The 25,232-nt window shown below is 53.0% G+C and carries 22 protein-coding genes; 18 read left to right on the top strand and 4 right to left on the bottom strand.

Features of this window, described 5'->3' with window-relative positions; all coding sequences use genetic code 11:
* Positions 1-52 precede the first annotated feature (52 nt).
* Positions 53-523 (top strand): Crp/Fnr family transcriptional regulator, encoded by a 471-nt coding sequence (locus VRZ32_RS07110; RefSeq protein WP_414524971.1) that lies wholly within the window; start codon positions 53-55, stop codon positions 521-523.
* Positions 524-837: 314 nt separating this feature from the next.
* On the opposite strand, the gene VRZ32_RS07105 is transcribed toward VRZ32_RS07110, so the two are convergent.
* A complete protein-coding gene (locus VRZ32_RS07105) occupies positions 838-2,136 on the bottom strand; it encodes a porin (protein WP_414524970.1) in 1,299 nt (432 codons plus the stop codon).
* A gap of 698 nt (positions 2,137-2,834) precedes the next feature.
* On the opposite strand from VRZ32_RS07105, the gene VRZ32_RS07100 reads away from it, so the two are divergent.
* The 7 genes from VRZ32_RS07100 (at position 2,835) to VRZ32_RS07070 (ending at position 8,537) form a co-directional block, all read left to right on the top strand.
* Positions 2,835-3,125, top strand: coding sequence for a YggT family protein (locus VRZ32_RS07100; protein ID WP_414524969.1), 291 nt, complete (start codon positions 2,835-2,837; stop codon positions 3,123-3,125).
* 26 nt (positions 3,126-3,151) lie between these two features.
* Positions 3,152-3,484 carry a DUF167 family protein gene (locus tag VRZ32_RS07095; protein ID WP_414524968.1) on the top strand — a complete coding sequence of 111 codons (333 nt, stop codon included), beginning with the start codon at positions 3,152-3,154 and terminating at the stop codon, positions 3,482-3,484.
* A 560-nt stretch (positions 3,485-4,044) separates the two neighbouring features.
* Positions 4,045-4,452: a succinate dehydrogenase, cytochrome b556 subunit gene (sdhC, locus tag VRZ32_RS07090; RefSeq protein ID WP_414524967.1), complete on the top strand. Its 408-nt coding sequence runs from the start codon at positions 4,045-4,047 to the stop codon at positions 4,450-4,452.
* Between the two features lie 10 nt (positions 4,453-4,462).
* Positions 4,463-4,861 (top strand): succinate dehydrogenase, hydrophobic membrane anchor protein, encoded by a 399-nt coding sequence (gene sdhD, locus VRZ32_RS07085; protein ID WP_414524966.1) that lies wholly within the window; start codon positions 4,463-4,465, stop codon positions 4,859-4,861.
* A gap of 2 nt (positions 4,862-4,863) precedes the next feature.
* Positions 4,864-6,684, top strand: coding sequence for a succinate dehydrogenase flavoprotein subunit (gene sdhA, locus VRZ32_RS07080; RefSeq protein WP_414524965.1), 1,821 nt, complete (start codon positions 4,864-4,866; stop codon positions 6,682-6,684).
* Between the two features lie 130 nt (positions 6,685-6,814).
* Positions 6,815-7,600: a succinate dehydrogenase iron-sulfur subunit gene (locus VRZ32_RS07075; RefSeq protein WP_414524964.1), complete on the top strand. Its 786-nt coding sequence runs from the start codon at positions 6,815-6,817 to the stop codon at positions 7,598-7,600.
* Positions 7,601-7,838: 238 nt separating this feature from the next.
* Positions 7,839-8,537 carry an AprI/Inh family metalloprotease inhibitor gene (locus VRZ32_RS07070; RefSeq protein ID WP_414524963.1) on the top strand — a complete coding sequence of 233 codons (699 nt, stop codon included), beginning with the start codon at positions 7,839-7,841 and terminating at the stop codon, positions 8,535-8,537.
* A 95-nt stretch (positions 8,538-8,632) separates the two neighbouring features.
* Here the strand turns inward: VRZ32_RS07070 and folD are convergent, their stop codons facing one another.
* Both folD and purU read right to left on the bottom strand, forming a co-directional pair.
* Positions 8,633-9,517 (bottom strand): bifunctional methylenetetrahydrofolate dehydrogenase/methenyltetrahydrofolate cyclohydrolase FolD, encoded by an 885-nt coding sequence (folD, locus tag VRZ32_RS07065; RefSeq protein WP_414524962.1) that lies wholly within the window; start codon positions 9,515-9,517, stop codon positions 8,633-8,635.
* Between the two features lie 3 nt (positions 9,518-9,520).
* Positions 9,521-10,381, bottom strand: a complete 861-nt coding sequence (gene purU / locus VRZ32_RS07060) for a formyltetrahydrofolate deformylase (RefSeq protein WP_414524961.1) — start codon at positions 10,379-10,381, stop codon at positions 9,521-9,523.
* A gap of 413 nt (positions 10,382-10,794) precedes the next feature.
* On the opposite strand from purU, the gene VRZ32_RS07055 reads away from it, so the two are divergent.
* Positions 10,795-11,601, top strand: coding sequence for a MetQ/NlpA family ABC transporter substrate-binding protein (locus VRZ32_RS07055; RefSeq protein ID WP_414524960.1), 807 nt, complete (start codon positions 10,795-10,797; stop codon positions 11,599-11,601).
* 119 nt (positions 11,602-11,720) lie between these two features.
* Here VRZ32_RS07055 and rpmE read toward each other — a convergent pair whose 3' ends face one another.
* Positions 11,721-11,951, bottom strand: coding sequence for a 50S ribosomal protein L31 (rpmE, locus tag VRZ32_RS07050; RefSeq protein ID WP_414524959.1), 231 nt, complete (start codon positions 11,949-11,951; stop codon positions 11,721-11,723).
* Between the two features lie 294 nt (positions 11,952-12,245).
* Between rpmE and VRZ32_RS07045 the strand changes: the two genes are divergently transcribed.
* From VRZ32_RS07045 to recQ, 9 genes are all read left to right on the top strand, one after another.
* The gene (locus VRZ32_RS07045) at positions 12,246-14,063 is read left to right on the top strand and encodes an ABC transporter transmembrane domain-containing protein (protein ID WP_414525072.1); all 1,818 of its coding nucleotides are present in this window, start codon (positions 12,246-12,248) and stop codon (positions 14,061-14,063) included.
* Positions 14,064-14,343: 280 nt separating this feature from the next.
* Positions 14,344-15,360 (top strand): polyprenyl synthetase family protein, encoded by a 1,017-nt coding sequence (locus VRZ32_RS07040; protein ID WP_414524958.1) that lies wholly within the window; start codon positions 14,344-14,346, stop codon positions 15,358-15,360.
* A 42-nt stretch (positions 15,361-15,402) separates the two neighbouring features.
* Positions 15,403-16,215, top strand: a complete 813-nt coding sequence (locus tag VRZ32_RS07035; protein WP_414524957.1) for a TSUP family transporter — start codon at positions 15,403-15,405, stop codon at positions 16,213-16,215.
* A 289-nt stretch (positions 16,216-16,504) separates the two neighbouring features.
* On the top strand, positions 16,505-16,771 hold the full coding sequence (rpsT, locus tag VRZ32_RS07030; RefSeq protein WP_414524956.1) for a 30S ribosomal protein S20: 267 nt from the start codon (positions 16,505-16,507) through the stop codon (positions 16,769-16,771).
* A gap of 1,879 nt (positions 16,772-18,650) precedes the next feature.
* Complete coding sequence (gene dnaA / locus VRZ32_RS07025; protein WP_414524955.1) at positions 18,651-20,225, top strand: chromosomal replication initiator protein DnaA; 1,575 nt, start codon at positions 18,651-18,653, stop codon at positions 20,223-20,225.
* Between the two features lie 193 nt (positions 20,226-20,418).
* Complete coding sequence (gene dnaN, locus VRZ32_RS07020) at positions 20,419-21,537, top strand: DNA polymerase III subunit beta (RefSeq protein ID WP_414524954.1); 1,119 nt, start codon at positions 20,419-20,421, stop codon at positions 21,535-21,537.
* The gene (gene recF / locus VRZ32_RS07015) at positions 21,530-22,675 is read left to right on the top strand and encodes a DNA replication/repair protein RecF (RefSeq protein ID WP_414524953.1); all 1,146 of its coding nucleotides are present in this window, start codon (positions 21,530-21,532) and stop codon (positions 22,673-22,675) included. Before dnaN ends, recF begins: the two co-directional genes overlap by 8 nt.
* A gap of 40 nt (positions 22,676-22,715) precedes the next feature.
* A complete protein-coding gene (locus tag VRZ32_RS07010; protein ID WP_414524952.1) occupies positions 22,716-23,342 on the top strand; it encodes a LysE family translocator in 627 nt (208 codons plus the stop codon).
* A complete protein-coding gene (gene recQ, locus VRZ32_RS07005; RefSeq protein WP_414524951.1) occupies positions 23,339-25,198 on the top strand; it encodes a DNA helicase RecQ in 1,860 nt (619 codons plus the stop codon). The genes VRZ32_RS07010 and recQ overlap by 4 nt, the downstream gene beginning before the upstream one ends.
* Positions 25,199-25,232 lie beyond the last annotated feature (34 nt).

Below are 25,232 nucleotides of genomic sequence, written 5' to 3'. Positions count from 1 at the left end.
ATAAATAATCCAGAATTGAAAAAGACTAGCTGATGACGCCCGGAGCCCAGACATGAGCCTTGAATCAGAAGTCCAGGCACTTCGCCAGGTTCCCATGTTTCGGGACGTTGATAAAGGACGCCTGAAGCTTCTTGCCTTTACGAGCGATAGAGTACGTTTTTCAGAAGGACAGTTCATCTTCAAGCGGGGCGATGCTTCTGATGCGGCTTATGTCATTCTGGAAGGAGAAGCACACGTACTCGTCGACACCCCCGCTGGACCGCTCAAGGTAACTGATTTCCATGTCTATGATATTATGGGCGAAATGGGTGTTCTGGCCGAAATCCCGCGGTCAGCTTCAATCCGCGCAGCCACCAATCTGATGGTCCTGCGAATCGATAAGCAGGTTTTTCTGGAGCTACTGCAACAGTTCCCGCAAATTGCCATTGCCATCATGCGAGAGCTCGCCCACAGGCTTGAGCGTACAACTGCACGGTTGGCTGAAGTTGCTCAGCTCAGCGACACGCGCTTAATCACTGAATAGCATTCATAAACACCAGAGCAATTTGCATTCAAATTGTCCCGTTAACTTTAATGCAAATTGCGGGAAATATAGAAATCAGAGCACAGTTCTGATGCCATCAGTGCGCCTGTTGCTCCATAGCAGTTACATCCGTCTTATGGTTTAGCGCAATCAGCAATAATGCTGACGTCATAACGTATGTTTTCGCGCTAAGTTTATCCCGACATTTTCCGCAGCCCATCAAAATGCAAAAACGCCTCCTGACCATGAGATCAGGAGGCGTTTTGTCTCACAGGAGCTGCCTGGCACTAGGTCAGGCAGCTTGATGCGAGGGATCAGAAATCGCGCTGCAGACGCAGACGACCCTGTACAGAGTCTTCAGACTTACGACCGCGGAAGAAGAGGTCGTTAGCTGGACGGTATGCGCTCTTCTCAGCCTTCGTGTAGAGAACTTCTACGCCGATATCGAAAGCCTTGACTGGCGACCAGATCACGTTCGAACCAACGGTCCACGCATCGAAGTCACGGATGTTAGCGTTGAAGCGGTTAGCCCACTTGACAGTGTTGGAGTAATCAACTGCTGAGTAGCTGCCCCAAACGGTCTGACGGACAGAAGGCGTCCAGTAGTGAAGGAACGCACCGGTGAGGTTCCAACCCTTGGTCGACTTGATGCCGTTGTTAACAATCAGGCCATCGTAAGCTGTTGCAGCGAAGTTAGCCGAAGTGATCGAAGGACCCATGCCGATGTAGCTGAGAGCGCCATCTGCGTAAGCAGCCTGCAGCCAAAGCTTGTCGCCAGCCGTGAGTGAGTCAAGCTTGAAGTTGACGCCACCCTGAACAGCCCAACCGTATTCGGTGTCAACGCGCTGTGCAAAAGGACCCGTCAGAGCGATCGAGTTCATCTGGTGCAGAGCACCCGACAACTGAGCCGAACCCCAAGCCTGGTCTACGCGCAGAACGCCGACTGCGTCTGGCATGCGCGAACCAGCAACCTGGTAAGCAACAGCGTTAACGTTACGGGTGTTGCGGTCTTCGAGCGAGATCGTAGCAGAGAAGCCCGAACCGAACGTTGCCGTGTAAGCAAGAAGCTCGGTCGTGGTGTCCGAACCAGCGCTTGCGAGGTAGCCCGAACCAAAGTTCAGGTCAGATGCGTAGAAGTCAAAGAACGACTGAGCGCGACCAGCGGTGATACCTGCCCACTGGATGTAACCCTTGTCGAGCGTCGTGTTGTGACCTGAACCCTGCTGACCAGCGTTCTTGTCGATCTGGAAGCGGAAGAACGTGCGCAGCGTACCGAATTCGGTAGCCGTACGCGTGTCAACATCAAGACGTGCACGAGCCTTGACACCGGTCACGTCCTGGTCACGACCATTACGACGAAGGACAACACCGTTCAAACCGTATACGTTTGCACCCTTAGGCTCTGCATACGTGTAATCAGCGCGCATGCGGCCAGCGAACTTGATGCAGGTGTCTGAACCAGGGATGTAGAAGAAGCCAGCGCCGTGCGTCGAGCACACGCGGACGTATTCTACTGGAGCAGCCTTGGTGACAGGAAGATCAGCTGCCTGTGCGCCAGAAATGACTGCGAAACCAGCTGCGGAACCAAGAAGAAGGCTTCTTGCGATCGTCATAACGTCGTTCTCCAAAAGTATTTTTAATTTGTGCGGCCCCGAAGGAACCCAATCGCAAGCCGAAGCTCACTTGATCAATTGCAGCTGCAGCACCCCTACCAACCCTTGAGAATCAACGAGAGTGGCGCAGCTCCTGTTCTGCAAACTGATTCATTCCCGGCGACAAAACAATACCATCTAACGACATATCCGTCGTATTAGTCGCCATTTTAACCGCGTGTTGCACAAATGACGCGAATTCCAGTCACAATTGACCAAGACGTTTACAAAAGGTTAAATTTTTGCTGGATTTTAAACGGTTCTAGCCAGCTCAGCACGCAAGTAAACTTTTCAACAGCCTCACGGCGGCAATGCCCTGAATCAATCAATTGCCCCCCAGGTTTTCAAAATGAGCCTTTTTTAAAAGCGCGACGCCGTTTGCTTTATTCAATGGCATTTGGTGTACGAACTTAGATGCCATGCCTGCTCAGGCAATGCTATCGAGGTTGGCGACACAAACTATAAAGATACCTTAGTCTCATTCATGGAGACTCTTGTGTGATTATTAAGCAAACCATCAACAAGCAGCCCTTTAATGCAGAAAAAACAAGGCATAGAAGCTCTTGTTTGCGTTTGAGATCTGGCTCTTGTGCAAGGTCGCGGATATAAGAGCAGTTACATATATCATTTCATGAAGGCCTTCGGCCTCGGGAGAAGACATGCAATCGGTTCTCGACGTCGTTCAGCTTGTGCTGAATCTGTACACCTACATTATCATCGCCAGCGCCATTCTGAGCTGGCTGATCGCCTTTGATGTCGTGAACACCCGTAACCGGTTTATCTATGCGATCGTCAATTTTCTCTATCAGGTCACAGAGCCGCTGCTTCGCCCCATTCGAAATATGCTCCCGAATCTCGGTGGCATCGATATTTCGCCTGTGATTTTGCTTCTGCTCGTATTCTTTCTGCAAAGCTTCATTGAACGTTATCTGCGGCCATTTGTGCCTTAGTTAGTACGAGTAACCATGGGCTGATAATGAGCGATGATATAATCAGTTATCCTTGGCGCTTGGAAAATGGTGGCCTGGTTATCACTGTCAGACTCACGCCTCGTGGCGGGCGTGAGGCGATTGATGGCATAAACACTCTGGCTAATGGCTGCTGTGTGTTATCGGTACGCGTTCGCCCGCCCCCAGAAGATGGCGCTGCTAATACGGCTCTTATAAAGCTACTGGCAAAAACAACTGGCATTCCTGCAAGCGCCGTACGAATTGAATCCGGCCACACTTCTCGGCTGAAAAAGCTTTATTTATCAGGCGATCCTTCGATTATCGAGCCTCGGCTAATCAGCTTTCTCACGAAAACATAAATCTGGTTAATTCCCTGGGCTTTGTTGCGGGAAAATCCAGAACATTGCTCGTGTATGTTTCGATAAGGGCACGAAAGGGTGTGCCATCAAGCATCTTCAACACAGCATGATGCTCTAGGAGATAAGCAGGCATAACCAATTCGGCTTGCGAAGAAGGCTTGCTGACAGTGTAGAGCAGCTAAAATTCAGCGATTGAACAACGCGACCGAAAGAAGCGTCAGTTGTAATGGCATCAATATATGAAATCCATTCAAAACGATTCCATGTTCGAATTTACGAACGCAGCCTTCTTTTCAGCTTGAATAAGCTGGACATTAGATAAGCCAACAAGAAATTCCGATAAAATTTGAATGCCTTCCCAGATATGCGCTATGCACGATCAGGCTGCTGGTGACATATTTTGAAATCTGTCACCGCAGATTCGCTGCATTTCATTGCTAAGCGGCGATAGATTCTATACGAAGCGTAACAACTTTTGAGAAGCTCTAGACTACAGAGCAAACTGCTTACCCCAATGCGCTCCTTGGATTGGGGCCGAGCCCATGGAGGAGACCACGATTATGGCCGAGGCGAAAGCCCCCCCGCGCGCAGCGGATCGTCCGCTGTCCCCCCACCTGCAGATCTATCGCCTGACATGGACGATGGCTATGTCGGTTATCCATCGCCTGACCGGTATTGCGCTGTATGGCGGTACATTGCTGCTGGCTTATTGGCTGATCGCATTAGCGGCTGGCGCTGATGCTTTTGCAACCGCTCAGTGGGTTTTTGGCTCATTTCTCGGGCGCGTCGTTTTGTTCGGCTACACTTGGGCGTTGCTGCATCATCTCTTTGGTGGCCTGCGACATTTCGTATGGGATCTTGGTTATGGCTTCGATCTCAATGCACGCATGAACCTTGCACGCGCTAATCTGATTGCTTCCGGCATTTTGACGGTAGTGGTGTGGGCTATCGGCTTGAGCGTCGGATAAGGAGGCCGCTATGGGTCAGTTTAATTTCTCTATCCGCACGCCAGTCAAAGAAGTGCGCGGTTTGGGTTCTGCGAAATCTGGCACCGGGGATTTCTGGCGTCAGCGTGTGACGGCGGTTGCACTTGTCCCGCTAACGCTGGCCTTTATTGCCATTCTCATCTGTGCATCAACGCGGACGGATTATGAGTCAGCACGTGCACTCATTGGACATCCAGTGACTGCCATTATTTTGCTGCTGTTCATTGTCGTTGGCATGATTCATGGCCGCATCGGTATGCAGATCATCATCGAAGACTACCTGCATCATGAAGGAACAAAGGTTGTAGCGGTAATTGCCAACACCTTGTTCTCCGCAGCCATTGCGGTTGCGGCTGTATTTGCCGTTCTCAAGATTTCGTTCGGGGTATAACGATGGCCACGCTTTCCTCTCCTGCTGTCAACGGCAAAGCCTATCCAATCACTGATCATACTTTTGATGTCGTGGTAGTAGGTGCGGGCGGTGCAGGCCTTCGCGCTACAGTGGGCTGTTCACAGGCTGGCCTGCGTACTGCATGCGTCACAAAAGTGTTTCCCACCCGCTCACACACAGTGGCAGCACAGGGCGGCATCTCTGCATCGCTCGGCAATATGGGCGAGGATACCTGGCAGTGGCATATGTACGACACCGTCAAGGGGTCGGACTGGCTTGGTGACCAGGATGCTATCGAGTATCTGGTGCGCAATGCACCTGCTGCTGTTTATGAGCTTGAACATTGGGGCGTGCCATTTTCGCGCACTGAAGAGGGTAAAATTTATCAGCGCCCCTTTGGTGGTATGACGACGCATTTTGGTAAGGGTACAGCGCAGCGCACCTGCGCAGCGGCTGATCGTACCGGCCATGCTATGCTGCATACTCTCTATGGGCAGGCTGTGAAGAACAATACAGAGTTCTTCATCGAATATTTTGCCATCGACCTGATTATGGACGAAGAAGGCCGTTGCCGCGGCATTATTGCACTCAAGCTTGATGACGGCACGTTGCACCGTTTCCGTGCACAGATGGTAATTCTTGCAACCGGCGGTTATGGCCGTGCATATTTTTCCGCTACCTCTGCTCACACCTGCACGGGTGATGGCAACGCGATGGTGCTGCGGGCTGGTTTGCCTCTGCAAGATATGGAATTCGTCCAGTTCCATCCCACCGGCATTTACGGTGCAGGTTGCCTCATTACTGAAGGCGCGCGCGGTGAAGGTGGCTATCTCACCAATTCTCAGGGTGAGCGCTTTATGGAACGCTACGCGCCTTCCGCAAAGGACCTCGCCTCACGTGACGTCGTGTCACGTTCGATGACGATCGAGATTCGCGAAGGCCGGGGTGTCGGTAAGAATAAGGACCACATCTACCTGCACCTTGATCATCTTGATCCAGCGATTCTGGCAGAGCGCCTGCCAGGAATTTCTGAATCGGCCCATATCTTTGCTGGCGTTGATGTCACGAAGGAGCCAATTCCGGTGCTGCCAACCGTGCACTACAACATGGGCGGTATTCCTACTAACTATCACGGCGAGGTGCTGACAAAGCGCGGTGGCGATCCTGATTCTGTTGTTCCAGGCCTGATGGCGCTCGGCGAAGCTGCTTGCGTGTCAGTACATGGTGCAAATCGTCTGGGCTCAAATTCGCTGATTGACCTTGTGGTGTTTGGCCGTGCGGCAGGTCTGCGGGCGGCTGAGATTATCAAGGCAGGCGAGAAGCAGCCAGAATTGCCAAAGGATTCTGCTGATCTGGCGCTCTCGCGTCTCGACCATTTCCGCCATGCATCAGGCAGTACGCCTACGGCTCAGCTTCGCCTTGAAATGCAGCGCACGATGCAATCAAACTGCGCTGTGTTCCGTACAGGTGAAGTGCTGGAAGAAGGTGTCAAGCTTATCCATGATGTCTGGTCGGCAGAAGCTAATATCGGCGTGACGGATCGCTCGCTGATCTGGAACTCTGATCTCGTGGAAACACTCGAGTTTGATAACCTCATTACGCAAGCTGTGGTGACGATGGAAGGTGCGGCCAACCGTCAGGAAAGCCGTGGCGCGCACGCGCGTGAGGACTTCCCGGATCGCGATGACGAAAACTGGATGAAACATACGCTCGCGTGGCTCGATATCAATTCACACAAGGTCACAATCGACTATCGTCCGGTGCATACCTATACGATGTCGAATGAGATTGACTATATCGAACCTAAAGCACGCGTTTACTAATTACGACCCCGATAGCGTTCGATTTAAAATGCTCGCATTTTGAATTGGAGCGCTCAAAACAACAGATAGGGCAAAACTGCGATGTTGGTTATCGCATTTTGTTTCAGGGTCAGCGAAGAGAGCAAAGACAATGGCTGAGTTCAAGCTTCCGAAGAATTCACGGGTGACATCCGGCAAGGTTTGGCCTGCACCCGCGGGCGCGACGCGGACCACGTTGTTCAATATCTACCGCTACGATCCAGATACCGGCAATAATCCGCGTATGGACAGCTACCATGTCAACCGCGACGATTGCGGCCCGATGGTGCTGGATGCGCTGATCTGGATTAAAAACACCGTCGATCCAACACTGACCTTCCGTCGGTCATGCCGTGAAGGTATCTGCGGTTCGTGCGCAATGAATATCGCAGGCACGAATACGCTTGCCTGCACACGTGGCATCGACGAGATGGCACAAAACGGTATCGTCAATATCTATCCGCTACCGCATATGCCAGTGGTGAAGGATCTGGTGCCTGATCTTACCCGTTTTTATGCTCAGCATGCTTCGGTAGAGCCTTGGCTACAAACGGTTTCGCCCTCTCCTGAAAAGGAATGGCGTCAAAGCCATGAGGACCGTCAAAAGCTTGATGGCCTTTATGAGTGCATTCTATGCGCATGCTGCTCAACCTCTTGCCCCAGCTATTGGTGGAATGGCGATCGTTACCTTGGCCCGGCAGCCTTGCTGCAGGCTTATCGCTGGCTGATCGACAGCCGCGATGAAGCAACGGGCCAGCGGCTTGATGCTTTGGAAGATCCCTTCCGTCTCTATCGCTGTCACACAATTATGAACTGCGCTAACGCTTGCCCTAAAGGTCTTAATCCTGCCAAGGCAATTGCCGAAGTGAAAAAGATGATGGTGGCACGCCAAGTGTAATCCGTCACTTGCTGTGGCGCTTCAAAGGCAATGTCCCTGACTGTTAACTGCAACCTATTGCAGAATATGGCGCATTTTGTTGCAAGAATGCGTCATGTTGCATTGAGTTTCTCTCAGCAGCACAATTTTTCTCCTGCTTTGTTCGCATTCATGGCACAAAGTGCTTGGCTCGCTGGTTTTGAAGAACCGGCGTGTGTTTATGTGGGTGTTGGGCTGCTTGTTATCGCGAGGGATCGATATGGGACTTGACCGCAATCAAGACGTTATTGCATGCACCGTCCGCCCGGTATGGCATCAGCCGCATGCGGTGAAGCTTTTGTTGGCGCTCGCGCCAGCATTGATTTTGGGGGCCTGCGCCGATTCAGGACGTTTTTCATCCAGCCCTTATGGTGGCCCACGTGTGATTTCAGCCCCAGTGGATGACATCATACCGCTCTCCGGCGGCGTACCATCGCCAGAAGTGATTTCCGCACCATTGCCACCTGCAGGTGGCATGACACAAACTATGGATCGGCCATTGCCCGGTACGATGTCGCCGTCAATGGGTGGAATGCCAGGTCAAGATATCAACCTAGCACCTGCTGGCAGCACGCCCCCTGGCCCGGTTGCATCGCTCACACCTCCAAGCACCCCTGCGACGCCCTCCCCCACTGCTACACCATCGCGTACAGCTGTAACGGGAAGCTGGAAAGCAAGTGAAGCTGCAGGCGGAAGCTGCCGGGTAGTGCTTTCAAGCTCACCATCACTCGATCTGTATAAAGCGTCATCCAGCGGCTGTGCATCGCAAGATCTGAAGAGTGTCAACGCATGGGATCTACGCGGCAACGAGGTTTATCTTTATGCACGCGGCAATGTTGTAGCCCGACTGCGCGGTGGAGGCGGTAACTTCAGCGGCGTATTGGCGAAATCCGGCGCCCCTGTAACACTCACTCGATAGCGTGTTCGGCAAAAAGTTTCTCAAAGGAAAAGGCGGCCCGTCAGGACCGCCTTTTTCATATACATCAAGCTCCAAATCATACTAGTTACGTATGGTCAGAACTTTGCAACGCCACGGCGTGCCTTGAATGCCTGAAGCGTATTGCGCAAAAGACAGGCAATGGTCATCGGACCAACGCCGCCTGGAACAGGTGTAATTGCACCAGCAACCGCACGCACTTCTTCAAATGCCACATCGCCAACGAGACGTCCTTTGGTCTCACCTGCTTTCGGCGGCAAACGGTTGATGCCAACATCAATCACCGTTGCACCCGGCTTGATCCAATCGCCGCGCACGAATTCAGGCCGCCCCACAGCCGCCACCACAATATCCGCAGATCGACAAACGGATGGCAGGTCATGCGTGCGTGAGTGTGCGATCGTCACCGTTGCGTTATACTGCAGCAGCAATTGTGCCAATGGCTTGCCAACAATATTCGAGCGCCCGATCACAACAGCAGATAACCCCGATAAATCCGGATGCACCGTTCGAACAAGCAATAGCGAGCCAAGTGGCGTGCAAGCCACAAGCCCAGGCAACCCAATCAGTAACCTGCCTGCATTAACAGGGTGAAATCCATCTACGTCTTTATCAGGATTGATCGCTTCAATCACACGGTTGGAATCAATATGCGCCGGCAGCGGCAGTTGGACCAGAATGCCATCGACGGCATCATCTTCATTGAGCGTCGCAACCAGCGCCAGCAGCTCCGCCTCAGAGACGTCTGCTGGCAAACGATGTTCGAATGAACGCATGCCAACAGCCACTGTTTGCCGGGCCTTGGAACCAACATAAACCTCGCTTGCTGGATCACTGCCAACCAATACGACCGCAAGCCCCGGCTGCAAGCCATCACGCGTGGCAATCGCAGCCACCTCAGTTGCAATGGCGGCCCGAAGATCGTCCGCAATAGCCTTCCCGTCGATGATCGCTGCGCTCATATATTAATCCCTAAATACCACCGTCTTGCGGCCATTGAGAATTACCCGGCCTTCGAGGTGCCATGCAAGAGCACGCGAGAGCACGCGGCGCTCGATATCGCGGCCTTTGCGCACCAGCGCTTCAGGTGTGTCCTGATGTGAAACGCGCTCTACATCCTGCTCGATGATAGGGCCTTCGTCCAGATCGCCAGTGACGTAATGTGCTGTTGCGCCGATTAGCTTCACACCGCGCTCATATGCCTGATGATAGGGCTTCGCGCCCTTGAAACCCGGTAAGAACGAGTGGTGGATGTTGATGCAGCGCCCTGCAAGCCGCGCAGCCAAATCCGCCGACAGGATTTGCATATAACGCGCGAGAATGACCAGATCGACCTCGCGTTCCTCAATAATGCGCAGGAGCTGCGCCTCCTGATCTGCCTTTGTTTCGCGCGTTATCGACAGGTAATCGAATGGAATGCCGTCAAAATCATGATGAACATAAGTCTCTCGCGGATAGTTGGCGGCAATACCCGCGATGGTCATGTTCAATTCACCAATGCGCCAACGATAGAGGATATCAGAAAGGCAATGGTCGAATCGGGATACGAGAACGAGAACACGCAGTGGCTGCGAGACGCTGCGCATGAACCATGTCATATCAAAGGCATTGGCAACGCTCTCAAAGGCACCACGCAAGGCATCGAGATCGCCGCCATTTACAAAGTTGAATCCAATCCGCGCGAAAAAGATGCCGGTTTCGACATCATCATGCTGATGCGCTTCCTGAATATTGGCCCCGCCTTCAAATAAACAGCGCGCCACAGCTGCCACGATTCCCGGACGATTATGACAGGACAGGCTCAAAAAATACTTCTCACCCGACATCAACAACTCCAAAAATCAAAGCCCGCTTTAATATCACAGGACAAAAAACACCATGTCACCCAAGAGGGTCCGCACCATTCTGCGATTTACCCGTTGGAAATCGTGCTTTGCGGTTAGCACTTTTTCATCCGATTCCATAGTCGATTTCGTGATACCGGCCATGCGTGCAACTGGTTGCATTTCGCTGTTGCGACAGGTGAAAATCTACTGCTGAAAGCATGGAACGTTGCACAGTAGATTGTCGTTATACCCCTAAGCACAAGCGGCGCCTCACATCTGCTATTGCATTGAATGCAAATACCCCTGCTTTAATGTGAAACAATAAAATCTATAGACATTCTTTGTAAAATATGGCCCCCTCTCCATTAGAGATCTGGCGCTGCGTGCCGGACCGGAATTTTCAGGAGACGGTAATGTCGAAAGTGACCCGCAGGATTGCAACCTTGACCATCGGCGCTGTATTGGCTGGCGTCGCTACGCTATCCTCAGCCTATGCGGCAGACAAGATCAAGCTTGGCGTAATCGGTGGTGAGGAAGAGGAAATCGCCGAAGTGGTAAAGAAGGTTGCCGCTGGTAAGGGCCTTGATGTCGAGCTCGTAACTTTTGCGGACTATTCTTTACCAAATGAGGCGCTCTCACGCGGCGATCTAGATGCTAACGCTTTCCAGCACAAGCCTTATCTCGACGCGCAGATCGCAGCACGGGGCTACAAGATCACACCGATTGGCTTTACTATCGTGCAGCCCATTGGGTTCTATTCCAAGAAGGTGAAGAAGCTCGATGAGTTGAAGGAAGGCGCTGCAATCGGTATTCCAAACGATCCAAGCAACGGCGCGCGAGCACTTAAACTGCTAGCTGCCAACGGCCTGATCAAGCTCAAGGACCCGACAAAGGCTGACGCATCACCGCTTGATATCGCTGAAAATCCTAAAAATCTTGTCTTCAAGGAACTTGATGCAGCGCTGATCAGCAAGCAGCTTGATGATCTTGATGGTGCGATCATCAACACAACCTATGCACTTGGCGCGGGGCTTAACCCGGTAACGGATGCGATCGTGCAGGAAAGCCGCACTGACAACCCTTATGGCAACTTCATCGCTGTACGCATTGAAGATAAGGACAAGCCTGCGCTGAAAACATTGGTTGAATCTTATCAGTCAAAAGAAGTGGAAGACTTCCTAGCCACGCGCTTCAAGGGCTCGATTCTTCCCGCTTGGTAAGCTGAATTTCAAGGAAACATGATAAAAAAATAAAGCCGGCTCCATTTAGGAACCGGCTTTTATTTTTCTAAGCTAAAAAAGAAATCAAATCTCTTCTTTAGAAGATATTATCTGGCAGATTACTTCTTGCCGAAGCTGATGCCAGCAAACTTGTTATTGAAGCGCGATACGCGGCCAGCGCGATCCAGCAGCTGAGCAGAACCACCGGTCCATGCAGGATGGCTGGTTGGATCGATATCAAGATTCAGCGTTGCGTTCGGCGCGCCATAAGTGGAACGAGTCACGTACTCGGTACCGTTGGTCATGACGACCTTGATGAAATGGTAGTCAGGGTGAATATCGGCCTTCATGGCGCAGTCCTCGAAAAACGTCTCCGTCGGGGCCAACCATGAGTGGGCGACCTTTGACGACTATCGGTGAAAAAGGTGAAGTCGCGACCCTATAGCGCAGGTTTGCAGATGATACAAGCAGACAATTACCGACAAATGCACGTATGCGCCAACAAAGCGACACCTCGTCGCAGTTTATAACGATTGCAGCGAAGATCTTGCGTAAGCTCTTTCGGGCTCCTATAGCCTTCGCATAGATGTTTTAATCAGGTGGAGCCAGCAAGGGTGCTAACCGAAGTGCAGAACGGTGCGATAATGGCAGGCGATTCCCCAGCGCGGGAAAAGGCGTATGCGAACGCGATTCCCAACCAAAAGAGCAAGGGTAATGCTGTTCGCCCCGCACTGGGACCGCTTGCAACGCTGGCCCCCTTTGCATGGCGTTATCGCGGCCATGTTGTCGTTGCGCTTATTGCACTGGTTGTTGCTGCCGGAGCGACGCTGGCATTGCCCCTCGCTGTACGGAGAGTGATCGATTATGGCTTCTCAGGCCTCGATAGCTGGGTCATCAATGCTTACTTCTTGATGCTCATGGGGGTTGTCGGCGTATTGGCGCTTGCGAGCGCAACACGCTACTACTTTGTAACGACACTGGGCGAGCGGGTTGTTGCTGATTTGCGCGCCGATACATTCAAGCACCTTACAACGCTTGATCAAACATTCTACGACACCGCACGCACTGGCGAGCTGACATCCCGGCTTGCTGCAGACACCACGCAAATCAAATCGGCATTTGGCTCCAGTATTTCACAGGCGCTGCGAAATCTGGTGATCTTCATTGGGGCAAGCTCGATGATGGTCGTTACCAGCCCGCGCCTGTCCTCACTAGTGCTTGCTGCGATTCCATTGATCGTGCTTCCGCTGGTGTTTTCCGGACGTGGCGTCCGTAAGCGCTCCCGTGATGCGCAGGATCGACTGGCAGCCGCGAATGCCTATGCCACGGAAGCCATCAGCGCCGTGCGCACCATGCAGGCATTTAACGCCGAAAGCGAAACCGCAGCACGCTTTAAGGATGCTGCTGAAGAAGCATTTTCTGCCGCACGCCTCTCTGCCCGGGCACGCGCACTGCTGACTGCCATTGCGCTTTTTCTGGTTAGCGCCAGTGTGGTTGCCGTGCTGTGGTACGGCGCTCAGGATGTTCTGGCTGGGAATATGACTGGCGGTCGGCTATCGCAGTTTGTGCTTTACGCCGTATTTGCGGCGTCATCCCTTGGTGAACTTAGTCAGGTGTGGGGTGAGATTTCGCAGACTGCCGGAGCTGCCGGACGCTTGAGTGAAATTTTGTCTACGCGTTCAACCGTTGTCACCCCCTCTGCCCCGCAAGCGTTACCTGAACCACCGCTTGCAACGGCAGCATTTGAAGGCGTGTCCTTCAACTACCCTACCCGCAGCGATACGCCTGCGCTTGATAGCTTTACTCTGCGGATAAAGCGGGGTGAGCGTGTTGCGCTGGTCGGTCCATCGGGTGCTGGTAAAAGTACGGTATTGCAGCTACTGCAACGCTTTTATGATCCAGGCCAAGGCCAGGTTCTGATTGATGGCGTGGATGCACGCCATGCTGACCTCGCCAAGTTACGAGAGCGATTCGCAATTGTACCGCAAGATCCCGTAATTTTTGGCGCAACCGTTGCTGACAACATCCGCTACGGCACGCCAGAAGCTGACTTTTCCCGAATAGAAGAGGCAGCGAAGCAGGCAGCTGCACATGATTTCATTGTGGCACTACCGCAAGGGTATGACACCTTGATTGGTGAGCGTGGCGTGACCCTTTCTGGTGGTCAACGTCAACGATTGGCAATTGCCAGGGCAATCTTGCGCGATGCACCAATTCTGTTGCTGGATGAAGCCACCTCAGCGCTCGACGCCGAGAGTGAGCGCCTTGTACAAACTGCTCTCGATCGGCTGATGCAGGGGCGTACCACACTGGTCATTGCCCACCGATTGGCAACGGTGCTCTCCGCTAACCGTATTATTGTAATGGATGGCGGCCGCATTGTCGAAGAGGGCACGCATGAAGACCTTGTCACACAACGCGGCCTCTATGCCCGCCTCGCGCATTTGCAGTTTGGCATGTGATCGTTAAAAGAGGTTCTGGAACCTGATGCCATATCTTTGATAGAAGCTTTCTCATAAATTTCAGCATGATTACCATGGAAAGTACTTCAGCCTTTTGAATTTTGGCAGAAAGGCGATATACCCCCACTTGTAGTCATCGAGCGGCTGCGGCATCCCTTCATGGTTATTGAGGAGAGATGGCGTGATGAATGCGCGAGAAACTGGCATCATGGCGCGATAATAAATCAATCGCGCAAAAGAATTCTGCCCTTTTAAGGGACGAGAAACGGAGATCGGAATCGTGGTTATGGCGGCGCCTCGCGAAGATAGGCCAGTAGCAACTGGCGGGATCGATGCTCTTGTGTCGCTTGTCGCCAGCGATATGGAGCGGGTGAACAGCTTCATCCTGTCGCGAACAGGATCTGATGTCGCGTTGATCCCGGAGGTTGCAAGCCACCTGATTTCCTCGGGCGGTAAGCGGCTGCGGCCTATGCTGACCCTCGCATTTGCGCAGCTGTCCGGCTATTCAGGCGATGGCAACATCAAACTCGCCGCAAGCGTAGAGTTTATGCATACCGCAACTTTGCTGCATGATGATGTCGTTGACGAGAGCGATATGCGCCGCGGCAAACTCGCTGCCCGTATGCTGTGGGGCAACGAGGCAAGCGTGCTGGTTGGCGATTTCCTGCTTGGCCAAGCCTTCAAAATGATGGTGGAGGTGGGCTCACTTGCTGCACTCGACGTGCTGGCGACAGCCGCCAGCGTCATTGCAGAAGGTGAGGTCTGGCAGCTTTCTGCCGCCAAGGATTTATCCACGGGCGAGGAAGCATATCTCAGTGTTGTACAGGCAAAAACCGCAGCACTTTTTGCGGCAGCGGCAGAGGTTGGCCCGATTCTCAGCGGTCTTGATATGCATGAGCGTGAAGCCGCCCGTGCTTATGGCAATGCGCTTGGGATTGCCTTCCAGCTAGTGGATGACGCGCTCGATTACGGAGGCGCAGCGGATCTGTTGGGCAAAAATGTCGGCGATGATTTCCGCGAAGGTAAAATCACGCTTCCGGTCATTTTGGCGCTACATAAAGCAAATGATACAGAGCGCGCCTTCTGGACGCGAACACTAGAGCATGGCGAAATTGCTGACGATGATCTGAATATGGCGATCAAGACGCTGCGCAAGCATGGCACACTTGAGGCAACGCTTGAACGCGCACGCGACTACGGCAACAAAGCCATTGCAGCGCTAGATACCTTTCCCAATGGCCCCATGAAACAGGCGTTGATCGATACCGTCGCGTTCTGCATCGCCCGGGCTTACTAAAGGTCATCCCTAAACCGCACAGGCAGAATTGGACAAACCAGAGTGGGCGACGTGGAACTTTGGACCGTCGGTGTGCTGGCGCTTGTCGGCCTTGTTGCAGGTTTCATCGATGCGATTGCAGGTGGCGGCGGCTTGCTTGCGGTCCCAGCCCTTCTCATAGCCGGACTAGATCCGGTAACAGCGCTTGCCACCAATAAACTTCAAAGCAGTTTCGGTTCATTTTCTGCCGCAACTGCCTATGCACGCGCAAGACTGATTGATTGGCGCGCGGCGCTGCCCATGGCGGGGGCAGCATTTATTGGTGCTATTGCAGGGGCAATGCTCGTCAAGATCATGCCCACATATGTGCTCGCCGCCGTTATGCCTGTGCTGCTGATACTCGTTGCCCTCTATTTTATGGTGTCACCAAGCATTTCCTTTGAGGGCGGCGTCGCGCGCATTTCGCAACGCACCTTCACCTGCACGATTGCGCTCGGTGTAGGCTTTTACGATGGATGCTTTGGGCCGGGAACGGGCTCATTCTTCATGATCGGCTTTGTAACGCTACTGGGCCTATCGATTATGCGCGCAACGGCTCACACCAAACTTCTAAACTTTGCGAGCAATTTCGGTGGGCTACTTTTTTTCACCTTCGCTGGCGGCGTGAATGTCACTATCGGCCTATCGATGGGCATTGGCCAGTACATCGGTGCGCAGCTTGGTGCGCGGGTGGCGATGCGCAATGGCGCACGGATCATCAGACCACTGCTGGTAATCGTGTGCTGTGTGATGGCTGTGCGGCTACTGCTTGATCCTGCAAACCCGTTGCGTGACTTCATCATGCAGGGAATCACGTTTATCACCGGCGCCCTCTGAATACCGCGGGAACGTGAGTAAGCTGCATATTGATAGAGGCTAGGCATAGCCGCATGACAGAGGCTTAACGAATTTAAATGAATAGCTGATAGACGCATAACGAGGCATTGACGGAACGCTGGTTTGGCCCTATAAGCCCAAACTTCACGAGAGTGTCGCCTTGCAGGGTTTTCCTTACGTGGCTTCGCCCGACTCATTTGAAGTTACATAGCCGATTCACATCTAAGCCGATCCCGATTACGCGGTTCCGTTTTCCGTGTAGCCCTGATCGGGACGACAAGAGGACAACATGGCCAATACTGCGTCAGCAAAGAAGGCGGTGCGTAAAATCGCTCTTCGGACTGCCGTCAACAAGTCTCGCAAGAGCCGCATGCGTACGTACGTGCGCAAGGTAGAAGATGCGCTGACCACCGGTGATCACACCGCTGCTCTGGCTGCCTTCCGCCAGGCTGAGCCTGAAATTGTGCGCGCTGCGCAGAAGGGCGTGCTGCACCGCAACACGGCTTCCCGCAAGGTTTCTCGCCTTGCTATCCGCGTGAAGGCACTTCAGGCTTAATTGGCTGAGTGTAAAGACAAAGCGGGAGAGGTTAGGTTTTCTTGACCCATCCTTGCAATATATACAAGCCCGGCCCTCGGCCGGGCTTTTTCTTTGCTTCACAGCATATGGATAATAGCTACCGTCGCTGTATTGCTGAAAAAGAACGCTCATGCGCCATCAAAAAGATAAGCCTCTTATTATATTAAGAATTTTATCAGCAATGAGAAGAATGCAACCTCAGACACAACCGCGAAGCTTCTGATTGTATGGATATCAAAAACACCAGGTAAGCGAGATTCGTTATTACCACTACAAGCGCGAGCATAAGAGCAGCTAATCATGGATCCGAAATAAAGAACAGATTGCAATTTAATCAAACAAAAAACATTTCATAATTTAAATTTATACAGATTGTCTTTCACTTATAATATATTATTTTGTATTTACACATTGAAACAAGTGTTAAATTTTTACTCTAACGTGGTTATAAAATCAATTCGTTGCAGCACTTTTGAAGCGCGATCAGAGTCAAAAAAATATGATTGACTTATCGCGAATCTTTCTAGTGCCAAATATGGCCAGTGAGAAAAGTTCACAACCAGAATCAGCTATTTAAGCAGATTGTGTTGCCCAAATTGACTTGACAATAAAATCTCTAGGCTACGCTTTAAAGCACATCCCAAGCGGAGCAATCGCACAAACAATCTATTGGCAAAACAATCTGTTAGGAGGCAAAGGATCTCCAAGACAGCGAATCTGTGCCAAGAAAGTGAAAAAAGACGCTTCAGGGCGCATCAAAATACGGAAAATGACGAGCGTGTTCAAAAAACATCCAACGGAAAATCACATCGATTCAACAAGACGTTGCACCGCCCAGAGAGAAAAAATATCGCTGATCGAATCGGATAATGGCTCCTTTTGAGAGAATCCTGCAGTTCTGCACAGTTGCGTGCTGCCAGAGAGTTGAAGTAAGGTCCAAATGCCTTCGGGGAAATTTTCTGCTTCTTCTGAAAAAGAAAGATGGCAGTTGAAAGCTGCACTCGTCAGAGAGCAGACAAGACAGACAATTAATGAATGCTTGAGCGCAAAATGATATAGTAATGCGTTAGCTCAAGCATATTGCTCAGGATGTAGAGTATGCATATTTGTGCTTGCGAGGTGGTTATTAGTTCACAGTAAAATATCTGTACTTGCACACACTTATACGCAATAAGTCTTTAGTTCTGCGTATCATCTTTACTCACCATTGGCTGCAGATTCTCATAAGAAAGCTCTCAGGAGCTGGCTTCTGGATCATATTTTCAAAATCGGCACTTGTTGGTTTTGAAGCAGCGGGACGCTCTACCCAATACGAGCCGCGTGCGGACGATCATGGGTGACGATCTCTTTGGAGTGTTTGCGTAAAATGCGTTACGTGCGTTCAGTGCGGGTCTTCGGACGCGCGCACTTGAGCTTTTTGCTCAATTCCTTGAGTGCTTCTCATTCCAGGAATGAGCACACGTAGGGGCCGCGGCAGCTGCCTTGATAACGCTGATAAAAATCAGTTTGTTAGAGCCTAGGGCCTTAACTTGCCATACTTCGGTATTAGCAAGCTCTCGGTCTAATGCTTTGAGTGTAAGAGTTAATTACTGAGGCTTTCGTTGATGCGCTGTAAAAGGCGGTCATAAAAAATAAATGGAGCGGCACGCGGACCTAGCGGTACGGGCGTTCGTTTCAGGGACATTGTGTCCATCGGCATTCGAGACAATCGAAGCCGGCTAAATCAGGGGGCATAATTCTGTCATCTGGCTTCACCCAATTGGGCGAACGTCAAAGGTGACAGGAGGATGCAATAACAAGTAGTCAGAACGGGCGCGCAAAGCGTCAGGTTCATGATTCAAGGCGGAGCGTCGAAACCATGTTTAAAGTTGATGACAGTGCGAAGTACGCCAGCGGCTATCAGGACGGTGAAAATCCGGCCTCCTTCCGCGCCTTGGATGCACTGTCATGCGCTGATAGTGATGCAATACCCGATCCAGAAGCATCCCCGGAGGCAGCTTGGCCACGGGTGAAACGCCGACTGCGCATCGAACTCGGCGAAGATGTGTTTGCAAGCTGGTTTGGTCGACTTGAGCTCGAATCGGTCTCGCGTCAGACTGCATTCATGACGGTGCCAACGCGCTTCCTGAAGAGCTGGATTGAGTCGCATTACGCTGATCGCGTACTCACACTTTATAAAGCTGAGTATCCTGATCTGGCCCGCGTCAGCTTCAGCGTCCGCGATGCCGTTGGCCGCGAGGGTGCCAATCAGGCCGCTGCACAGGCACGTAATGCAGAGGCTCAACGTGCTGCAGCTTCCAGCAGTGCCCCACGAGGGGTGGTGGTTCAACAGCCCGCAACGCGCCCGGCACCAACAGCTACTTTTGTGCAAGAGCCCGCACAAACAAACGATTTGAGCGGTAATTCACTCGATAACCGTCTGACTTTTGAAAGCTTCATTATCGGTAACTCGAACGCGCTTGCCCACGCTGCGGCTGAGCGCGTGGCACGCCACGCAAGTGGCACCGCCCTTTATAATCCGCTCTATCTGCATGCGGGGGTTGGGCTTGGTAAAACCCATTTGCTGCAAGCCATTGCTCACGAAGCGCAAATGCAAGGCAAGCGCATCATCTATTTGACCGCCGATCGTTTTATGTACGGCTTCGTTTCCGCGCTGAAGGCTCAGAACGCATTAGCATTCAAGGAGAAGCTGCGCGGCATTGATTTGCTGATTATTGATGACGTGCAGTTCTTGCAGGGGAAATCAATCCAGCAGGAATTTGGCCACACTATCAATGCGCTTATTGATGCGGGTCGCCAGATCGTTGTCGCTGCAGACCGGCCACCATCAGAACTTGATGCACTGGATGAGCGCGTTTGCTCGCGCCTCGCAGGTGGTCTTGTGGTGGAGGTGAACTCCCTTGATGAAGATCTGCGCGCACGCATTCTTGCATCGCGAATCGATGCTGTGCAGAGCGTAAATCCAACCTTCCAGGTGCCCGCACCTGTGGTGGCATACGTTGCACGTGTTATTGCCACGAACGGGCGTGATCTCGATGGCGCAGTAAACCGCTTGCTTGCTCACACAACCTTGACTGGCACTGCGTTGACGCTTGAAACGGCTGAAGTTGCTATCCGCGACTTGATCCGCACCCGCGAACCGCGCCGGGTCAAGATTGAAGACATTCAGAAGCTCGTAGCAAGCCGCTTCAATGTTTCACGCGCGGATATTCTGTCGGAACGCCGCACCGCCGCCGTGGTGAAGCCACGACAGATTGCAATGTATTTGTCCAAAATTTTAACGTTGCGGTCACTGCCGGAAATTGGTCGCCGGTTTGGCGGTCGCGACCACACCACCGTGCTTCATGCTGTGCGCAAAATCGAAAAAGCAGTTGGTGACGATACGAGTCTGAAAGAAGAAGTCGAGCTGCTTAAGCGTATGCTGCAAGAGTAAGTTTCTTTATTATTGCTCGTGCACCCTATGTTGTGCGCAATATCATACCAGGAAAGCGCATTGTTCGCTCTTTCTCCTCTTGCACTTATGTGCCGTAAACGCCATTGTGCCGTCCCTGCCCGGTCTGATTTCGATCTTATGTAATCGTGACAGTGCAGGGATGTTGTAGCGTTGCAGTTGAATGGAAGTGTCGATGAAGGTCACCGTCGAGCGGGCTGCGCTCCTTAAATCGCTCGGCCATGTCCACCGGGTTGTGGAACGGCGTAATACGATTCCGATTTTGTCCAACGTGCTGTTACGCGCTGAAGGCGGCACTTTACGCCTGCGGGCAACCGATCTTGACCTCGAGGTGACGGAAACACTCGCCGCCGATGTCGCTCTTGCGGGTGCAACCACTGTTCCCGCTTACGTGATCTATGACATCATCCGCAAATTGCCGGACGGTGCCCAGATTTCACTGGAAAGCGCACAAGAAGGTTCGCAGGTTGTCATCCGCGCGGGACGTTCACGCTTTACACTGCAGGCGCTGCCTGAAAGCGATTTCCCGGATCTGGCCGCCGGTGAGTTACCACATACCTTCTCGATTAAGGCTGCAGAACTCAAGAACTTGATCGACAAGACGCAGTTCGCGATTTCGACGGAAGAAACCCGGTATTACCTCAACGGCATCTACTTCCATGCCTTTGAAACGGATGGTACCACGAAACTACGCGCGGTAGCGACTGATGGCCATCGTCTGGCGCGTATCGAAACTGATGCGCCAGCAGGTGCTCATGACATTCCTGGCGTGATTGTGCCGCGCAAGGCTGTAACCGAAATCCATAAGCTCCTCGATGGCGTTGATGGCGAAGTGCAGGTTGAACTGTCAGCAAACAAAATTCGCCTGACCGCCGACACCGTAGTGCTCACTTCCAAGCTCATCGATGGCACGTTCCCTGATTACCAGCGTGTGATTCCCCAAGGCAATGACAAGCGCCTTGTTGTTGATCGGGCTGAGTTCGCGACGGCTGTTGATCGTGTATCAACGATTTCGTCCGAACGTGGGCGCGCCGTGAAGCTCGCACTCACCGAGGGCAAGCTGACGCTCTCCGTTACCAACCCCGATTCGGGCAGTGCGACGGAAGAAATTGAAGTCGAGTACGAATCAGATGCGCTCGAAATCGGCTTTAATGCCCGCTATCTGCTTGATATAGCAGGTCAACTTGATGGCGATACGGCCGTACTTTTGTTGGCTGATCCTGGCTCTCCTACTCTTGTTCAGGATCGCGAGGGCGCAGCTGCCCTTTATGTCCTGATGCCGATGCGTGTCTGAGATCGCGCCCGCGCACCGCCGGGTGACGCGGCTGGCACTCTCAGATTTTCGCAGTTACACAGCGCTCGATCTCGCAACCGATGCGAAGATCGTTGCGCTTGCGGGTGAGAACGGCGCAGGCAAGACCAACCTGCTTGAAGCGCTGTCACTCTTCACCCAAGGTCGTGGTTTGCGTCGTGCACCATATGTTGAAATGGCGTGCGTTAAAGGGAATGGTGGTTTTGCCATCTCATTGACGCTGGATGCTTCCACCGGCGAAACGCGTTTGGGCACAGGGCTTGAACCTGGCTCAACAGCTCGCAAATGTCGCATTGATGGCGCGCCCGCTTCCTCTCCTGCGGCTTTTGCAGAATATCTGCGTGTTGTCTGGCTCACGCCCGCGCTTGACGGCTTGTTCATGGGCGCCGCTGGTGATCGGCGACGCTTTCTCGACCGGCTCGTGCTTGCAATTGATGCCACCCACGGCACCCGCACCAATGCTTATGAACGCGCCCTCACCTCACGCAACCGCGTGCTTGATGAAGCCCCCTCCAATACACGCTGGCTTGATTCCATAGAGCAAGAAGTGGCCGAGTTAGGTGTGGCTGTTGTCGCAGCACGGCTTGAGGCTGTTGGGCGACTGCAAGCGTTGATTGATGCTGGCCATGATGATGCATCTCCCTTTCCAGCGGCAAAAAGTGCGTTAATTGGCACTCTTGAGGACGAACTTGCTGTTTATCCCGCCGTCGAGGTTGAGGATAAATTTCGTCGGCTGCTACACGCTTCGCGCATGCGCGATCGTGCCGCAGGGCGTGCGCTCATTGGCCCGCAGACAAGCGATCTGGCCGTCCGTCACGCCACAAAAGACATTCCCGCAAGTCAATGCTCAACTGGCGAACAGAAAGCGTTGCTCATTGGTCTCATTCTGGCGCATGCCCGTTTGGTAGCCACGATGAGCGGCATTGCACCACTTGTTTTACTTGATGAGGTTGCCGCCCATCTGGACCCGCGTAGGCGTGCAGCCTTGTTTGGCGCACTCGATCAGCTGGGTAGTCAGATTTTTATGACCGGCGCTGACCTTGCATTGTTTGCGGACCTGCCAACCTCTGCGATCACTTGCCTCGTAACCCCTGGACAGGCTATTGCAATAAGCACATGATTTGCGAAGCACTCTGCTTCGCTATTCTCAGGAGCGCCCCTTGCCCGGCATCGACATCGCTGCCCTTGTGATCTTCGCTGGAGCTTTGGCCATAGCCGCAGCTGTTCCCGGCCCCGCAGTTGCGGCGATTGTGGCGCGCGTGCTGGCACGCGGCACACGGGGGCTTGCGCCCTTTATTGTTGGCATCATCTTGAGCGATGTGATCTGGCTTTCACTTGCCGTGCTAGGATTGGCAGTTCTGGCGCAGACATTTCAGGGTGTATTTCTTGCCATTAAATACCTGGGTGCAGCTTACCTGCTGTGGCTCGCATGGCGTTTCTGGACAAGGCCTGTTAGCACCATCTCTGCTGCACCGCTTGAGGTGCGAGAAGGTGGCTTTCCAGCGTTTTTCGGTGGGTTGATGGTTGGCCTCGCCAATCCCAAGGCAATGATGTTCTATCTGGCACTGCTGCCCGGTTTCATTCCATTAAATGCCGTAACGCCTCTGACCTTTGCAGAACTCTCAATCGTCACTTTTGCGGTTCTCGCGGTTGTCTTTTCCGCATATGTCATCGCAGCAGCTCGTGCGCGTCGTCTGTTGACCAGCCCACGTGCATTGGCAGTCGTTAATCGTGCGACAAGCGCAGTGATGGCTGGCGCTGCAGTTGTGGTGGCTACGCGTTCATGATGGCAGCCTCTTCGGCAGCGGTAAAACCCGTCAGCCCAGAACGCGCGCATCGTGCGCGCGCAGTCCTGAAATCGGTATTCGGATATGATGATTTTCGCCCGGGTCAGGACGAAGTCATTGCGGCTGTCCTCAATGGCGAAAACGTATTTGCCGTTATGCCAACCGGTAGCGGAAAATCGATGTGCTATCAGCTGCCAGCTCTTACCGATGAGAAAGGCATGACGCTGGTCATCTCACCGCTGGTTGCCCTGATGCGCGATCAGGTGGGGCAGTTAAAAGCACTCGGCGTTGCTGCGGCTACCATTAACTCAGCTAACAGCGAAGACGAGAATCGCGCAGCGTGGCGCGCCATGCGCACCGGCGCATTGAAGCTGCTCTTCGTCTCCCCAGAAAAACTCGCCAGCGACAATATGGTGGCAGTGCTCCGCGATAGCGGCATTTGCCGTTTGGCTATCGACGAAGCTCATTGCGTTTCGCAATGGGGGCATGATTTCCGGCCCGATTATCGCAACCTCAAACAGGTGCGCGAGCAACTTGGTTCACCACAAACCATTGCGCTAACAGCAACCGCAGATCGCGCGACACGGGCAGATATCGTCCAGCAGCTGTTTCCGCGCCCGCCGCATATCGTGGTGCATAGCTTTGATAGGCCCAACCTTGACCTGCGGTTCGCGGCCAAGGAACGTCCTGTTGCGCAGATTGCCGAATTCGTTCAGTCGCATAAAGGTTCGAGCGGCATTGTCTATACGTCGGCACGCAAACGCACGGAAGATATTGCAGAGAGCCTCTCTCAACGCGGTATCCGCGCCCTCGCCTATCATGCCGGCCTCGACCATACGACACGCAGTCAACGGCAGGATCAGTTCCTGCAGGAGAACGACGTCGTTATGGTAGCGACTGTTGCCTTTGGTATGGGCATCAATAAACCAGACGTGCGGTTTGTAGCGCATGCCGATATGCCCGGCAGCATCGAGGGATATTATCAGGAAATCGGGCGTGCGGGCCGTGATGGTTTACCCGCGTGGACGTTGACGCTGTATGGCGCTTCCGACATGGCGCTACGCCGCCGACAGATCGACGATAAGGACATTGACGACGAGCGCCGCCGCATCGAGCATCAACGCCTCGGTGCAATGATCGAATTGTGCGAAACCGCCACGTGCCGCCGTCAGTCGCTGCTATCATATTTCGGCGAAGGCAGCGAGCCGTGCGGCGGATGCGATCTCTGTCGCGGGGGCGTTAGTCTTTACGATGCAACCATTGATGCGCAAAAGGTGCTCTCAGCCATCGCGCGCACCGGCCAGCGCTTCGGTGCAGGGCATATTGCCGATATTCTTACCGGCACCATCAATGACACCGTTACGCGTCTTGGCCATGATCAGCTGAAAACATTTGGCGTTGGGCGTGAAAAGAGCAAGCGTGCATGGCAGGCAATAATCAGGCAGCTTTTCGCCACTGGCGCAGTCAATGAAACAGGCGAGCAATATAGCGGGTATCGCCTGACGGATAAGGGCGAAAAAATTCTCTTTGGCCGCGAGAGCCTGACATTACGCGCAGTAGCGGAAGAGCCTAAGCGCCGGCGTGAAAGCCCACGCGCCGAGGTGGAAACAGACCTGACAGAAGCAGAAAATGCGCTCTTCCAGCACTTGCGGAGCATCCGCCTTGAGCTGGCACGTGCTGAAAATGTTGCGGCCTACATCGTGTTCCCAGACCGCACACTGATCGATATGGCGCGCCTCAAACCCACAGATCTCTACGCTATGCGCGTCGTTCAAGGCGTGGGTGAGCATAAACTGGAACGCTACGGCCAGACTTTTGCTGATGCCATCGCTGCGTTTTTACGAGAAAAGAACTGAAACGACTGAATAAAAAATCGCTTCAGCTTCATTT

Origin of the sequence: Pseudochelatococcus sp. G4_1912, assembly GCF_047501465.1 — a bacterium.
GTDB lineage: Bacteria > Pseudomonadota > Alphaproteobacteria > Rhizobiales > Beijerinckiaceae > Pseudochelatococcus.
This window is presented reverse-complemented; position numbering and strand designations above follow the sequence as displayed.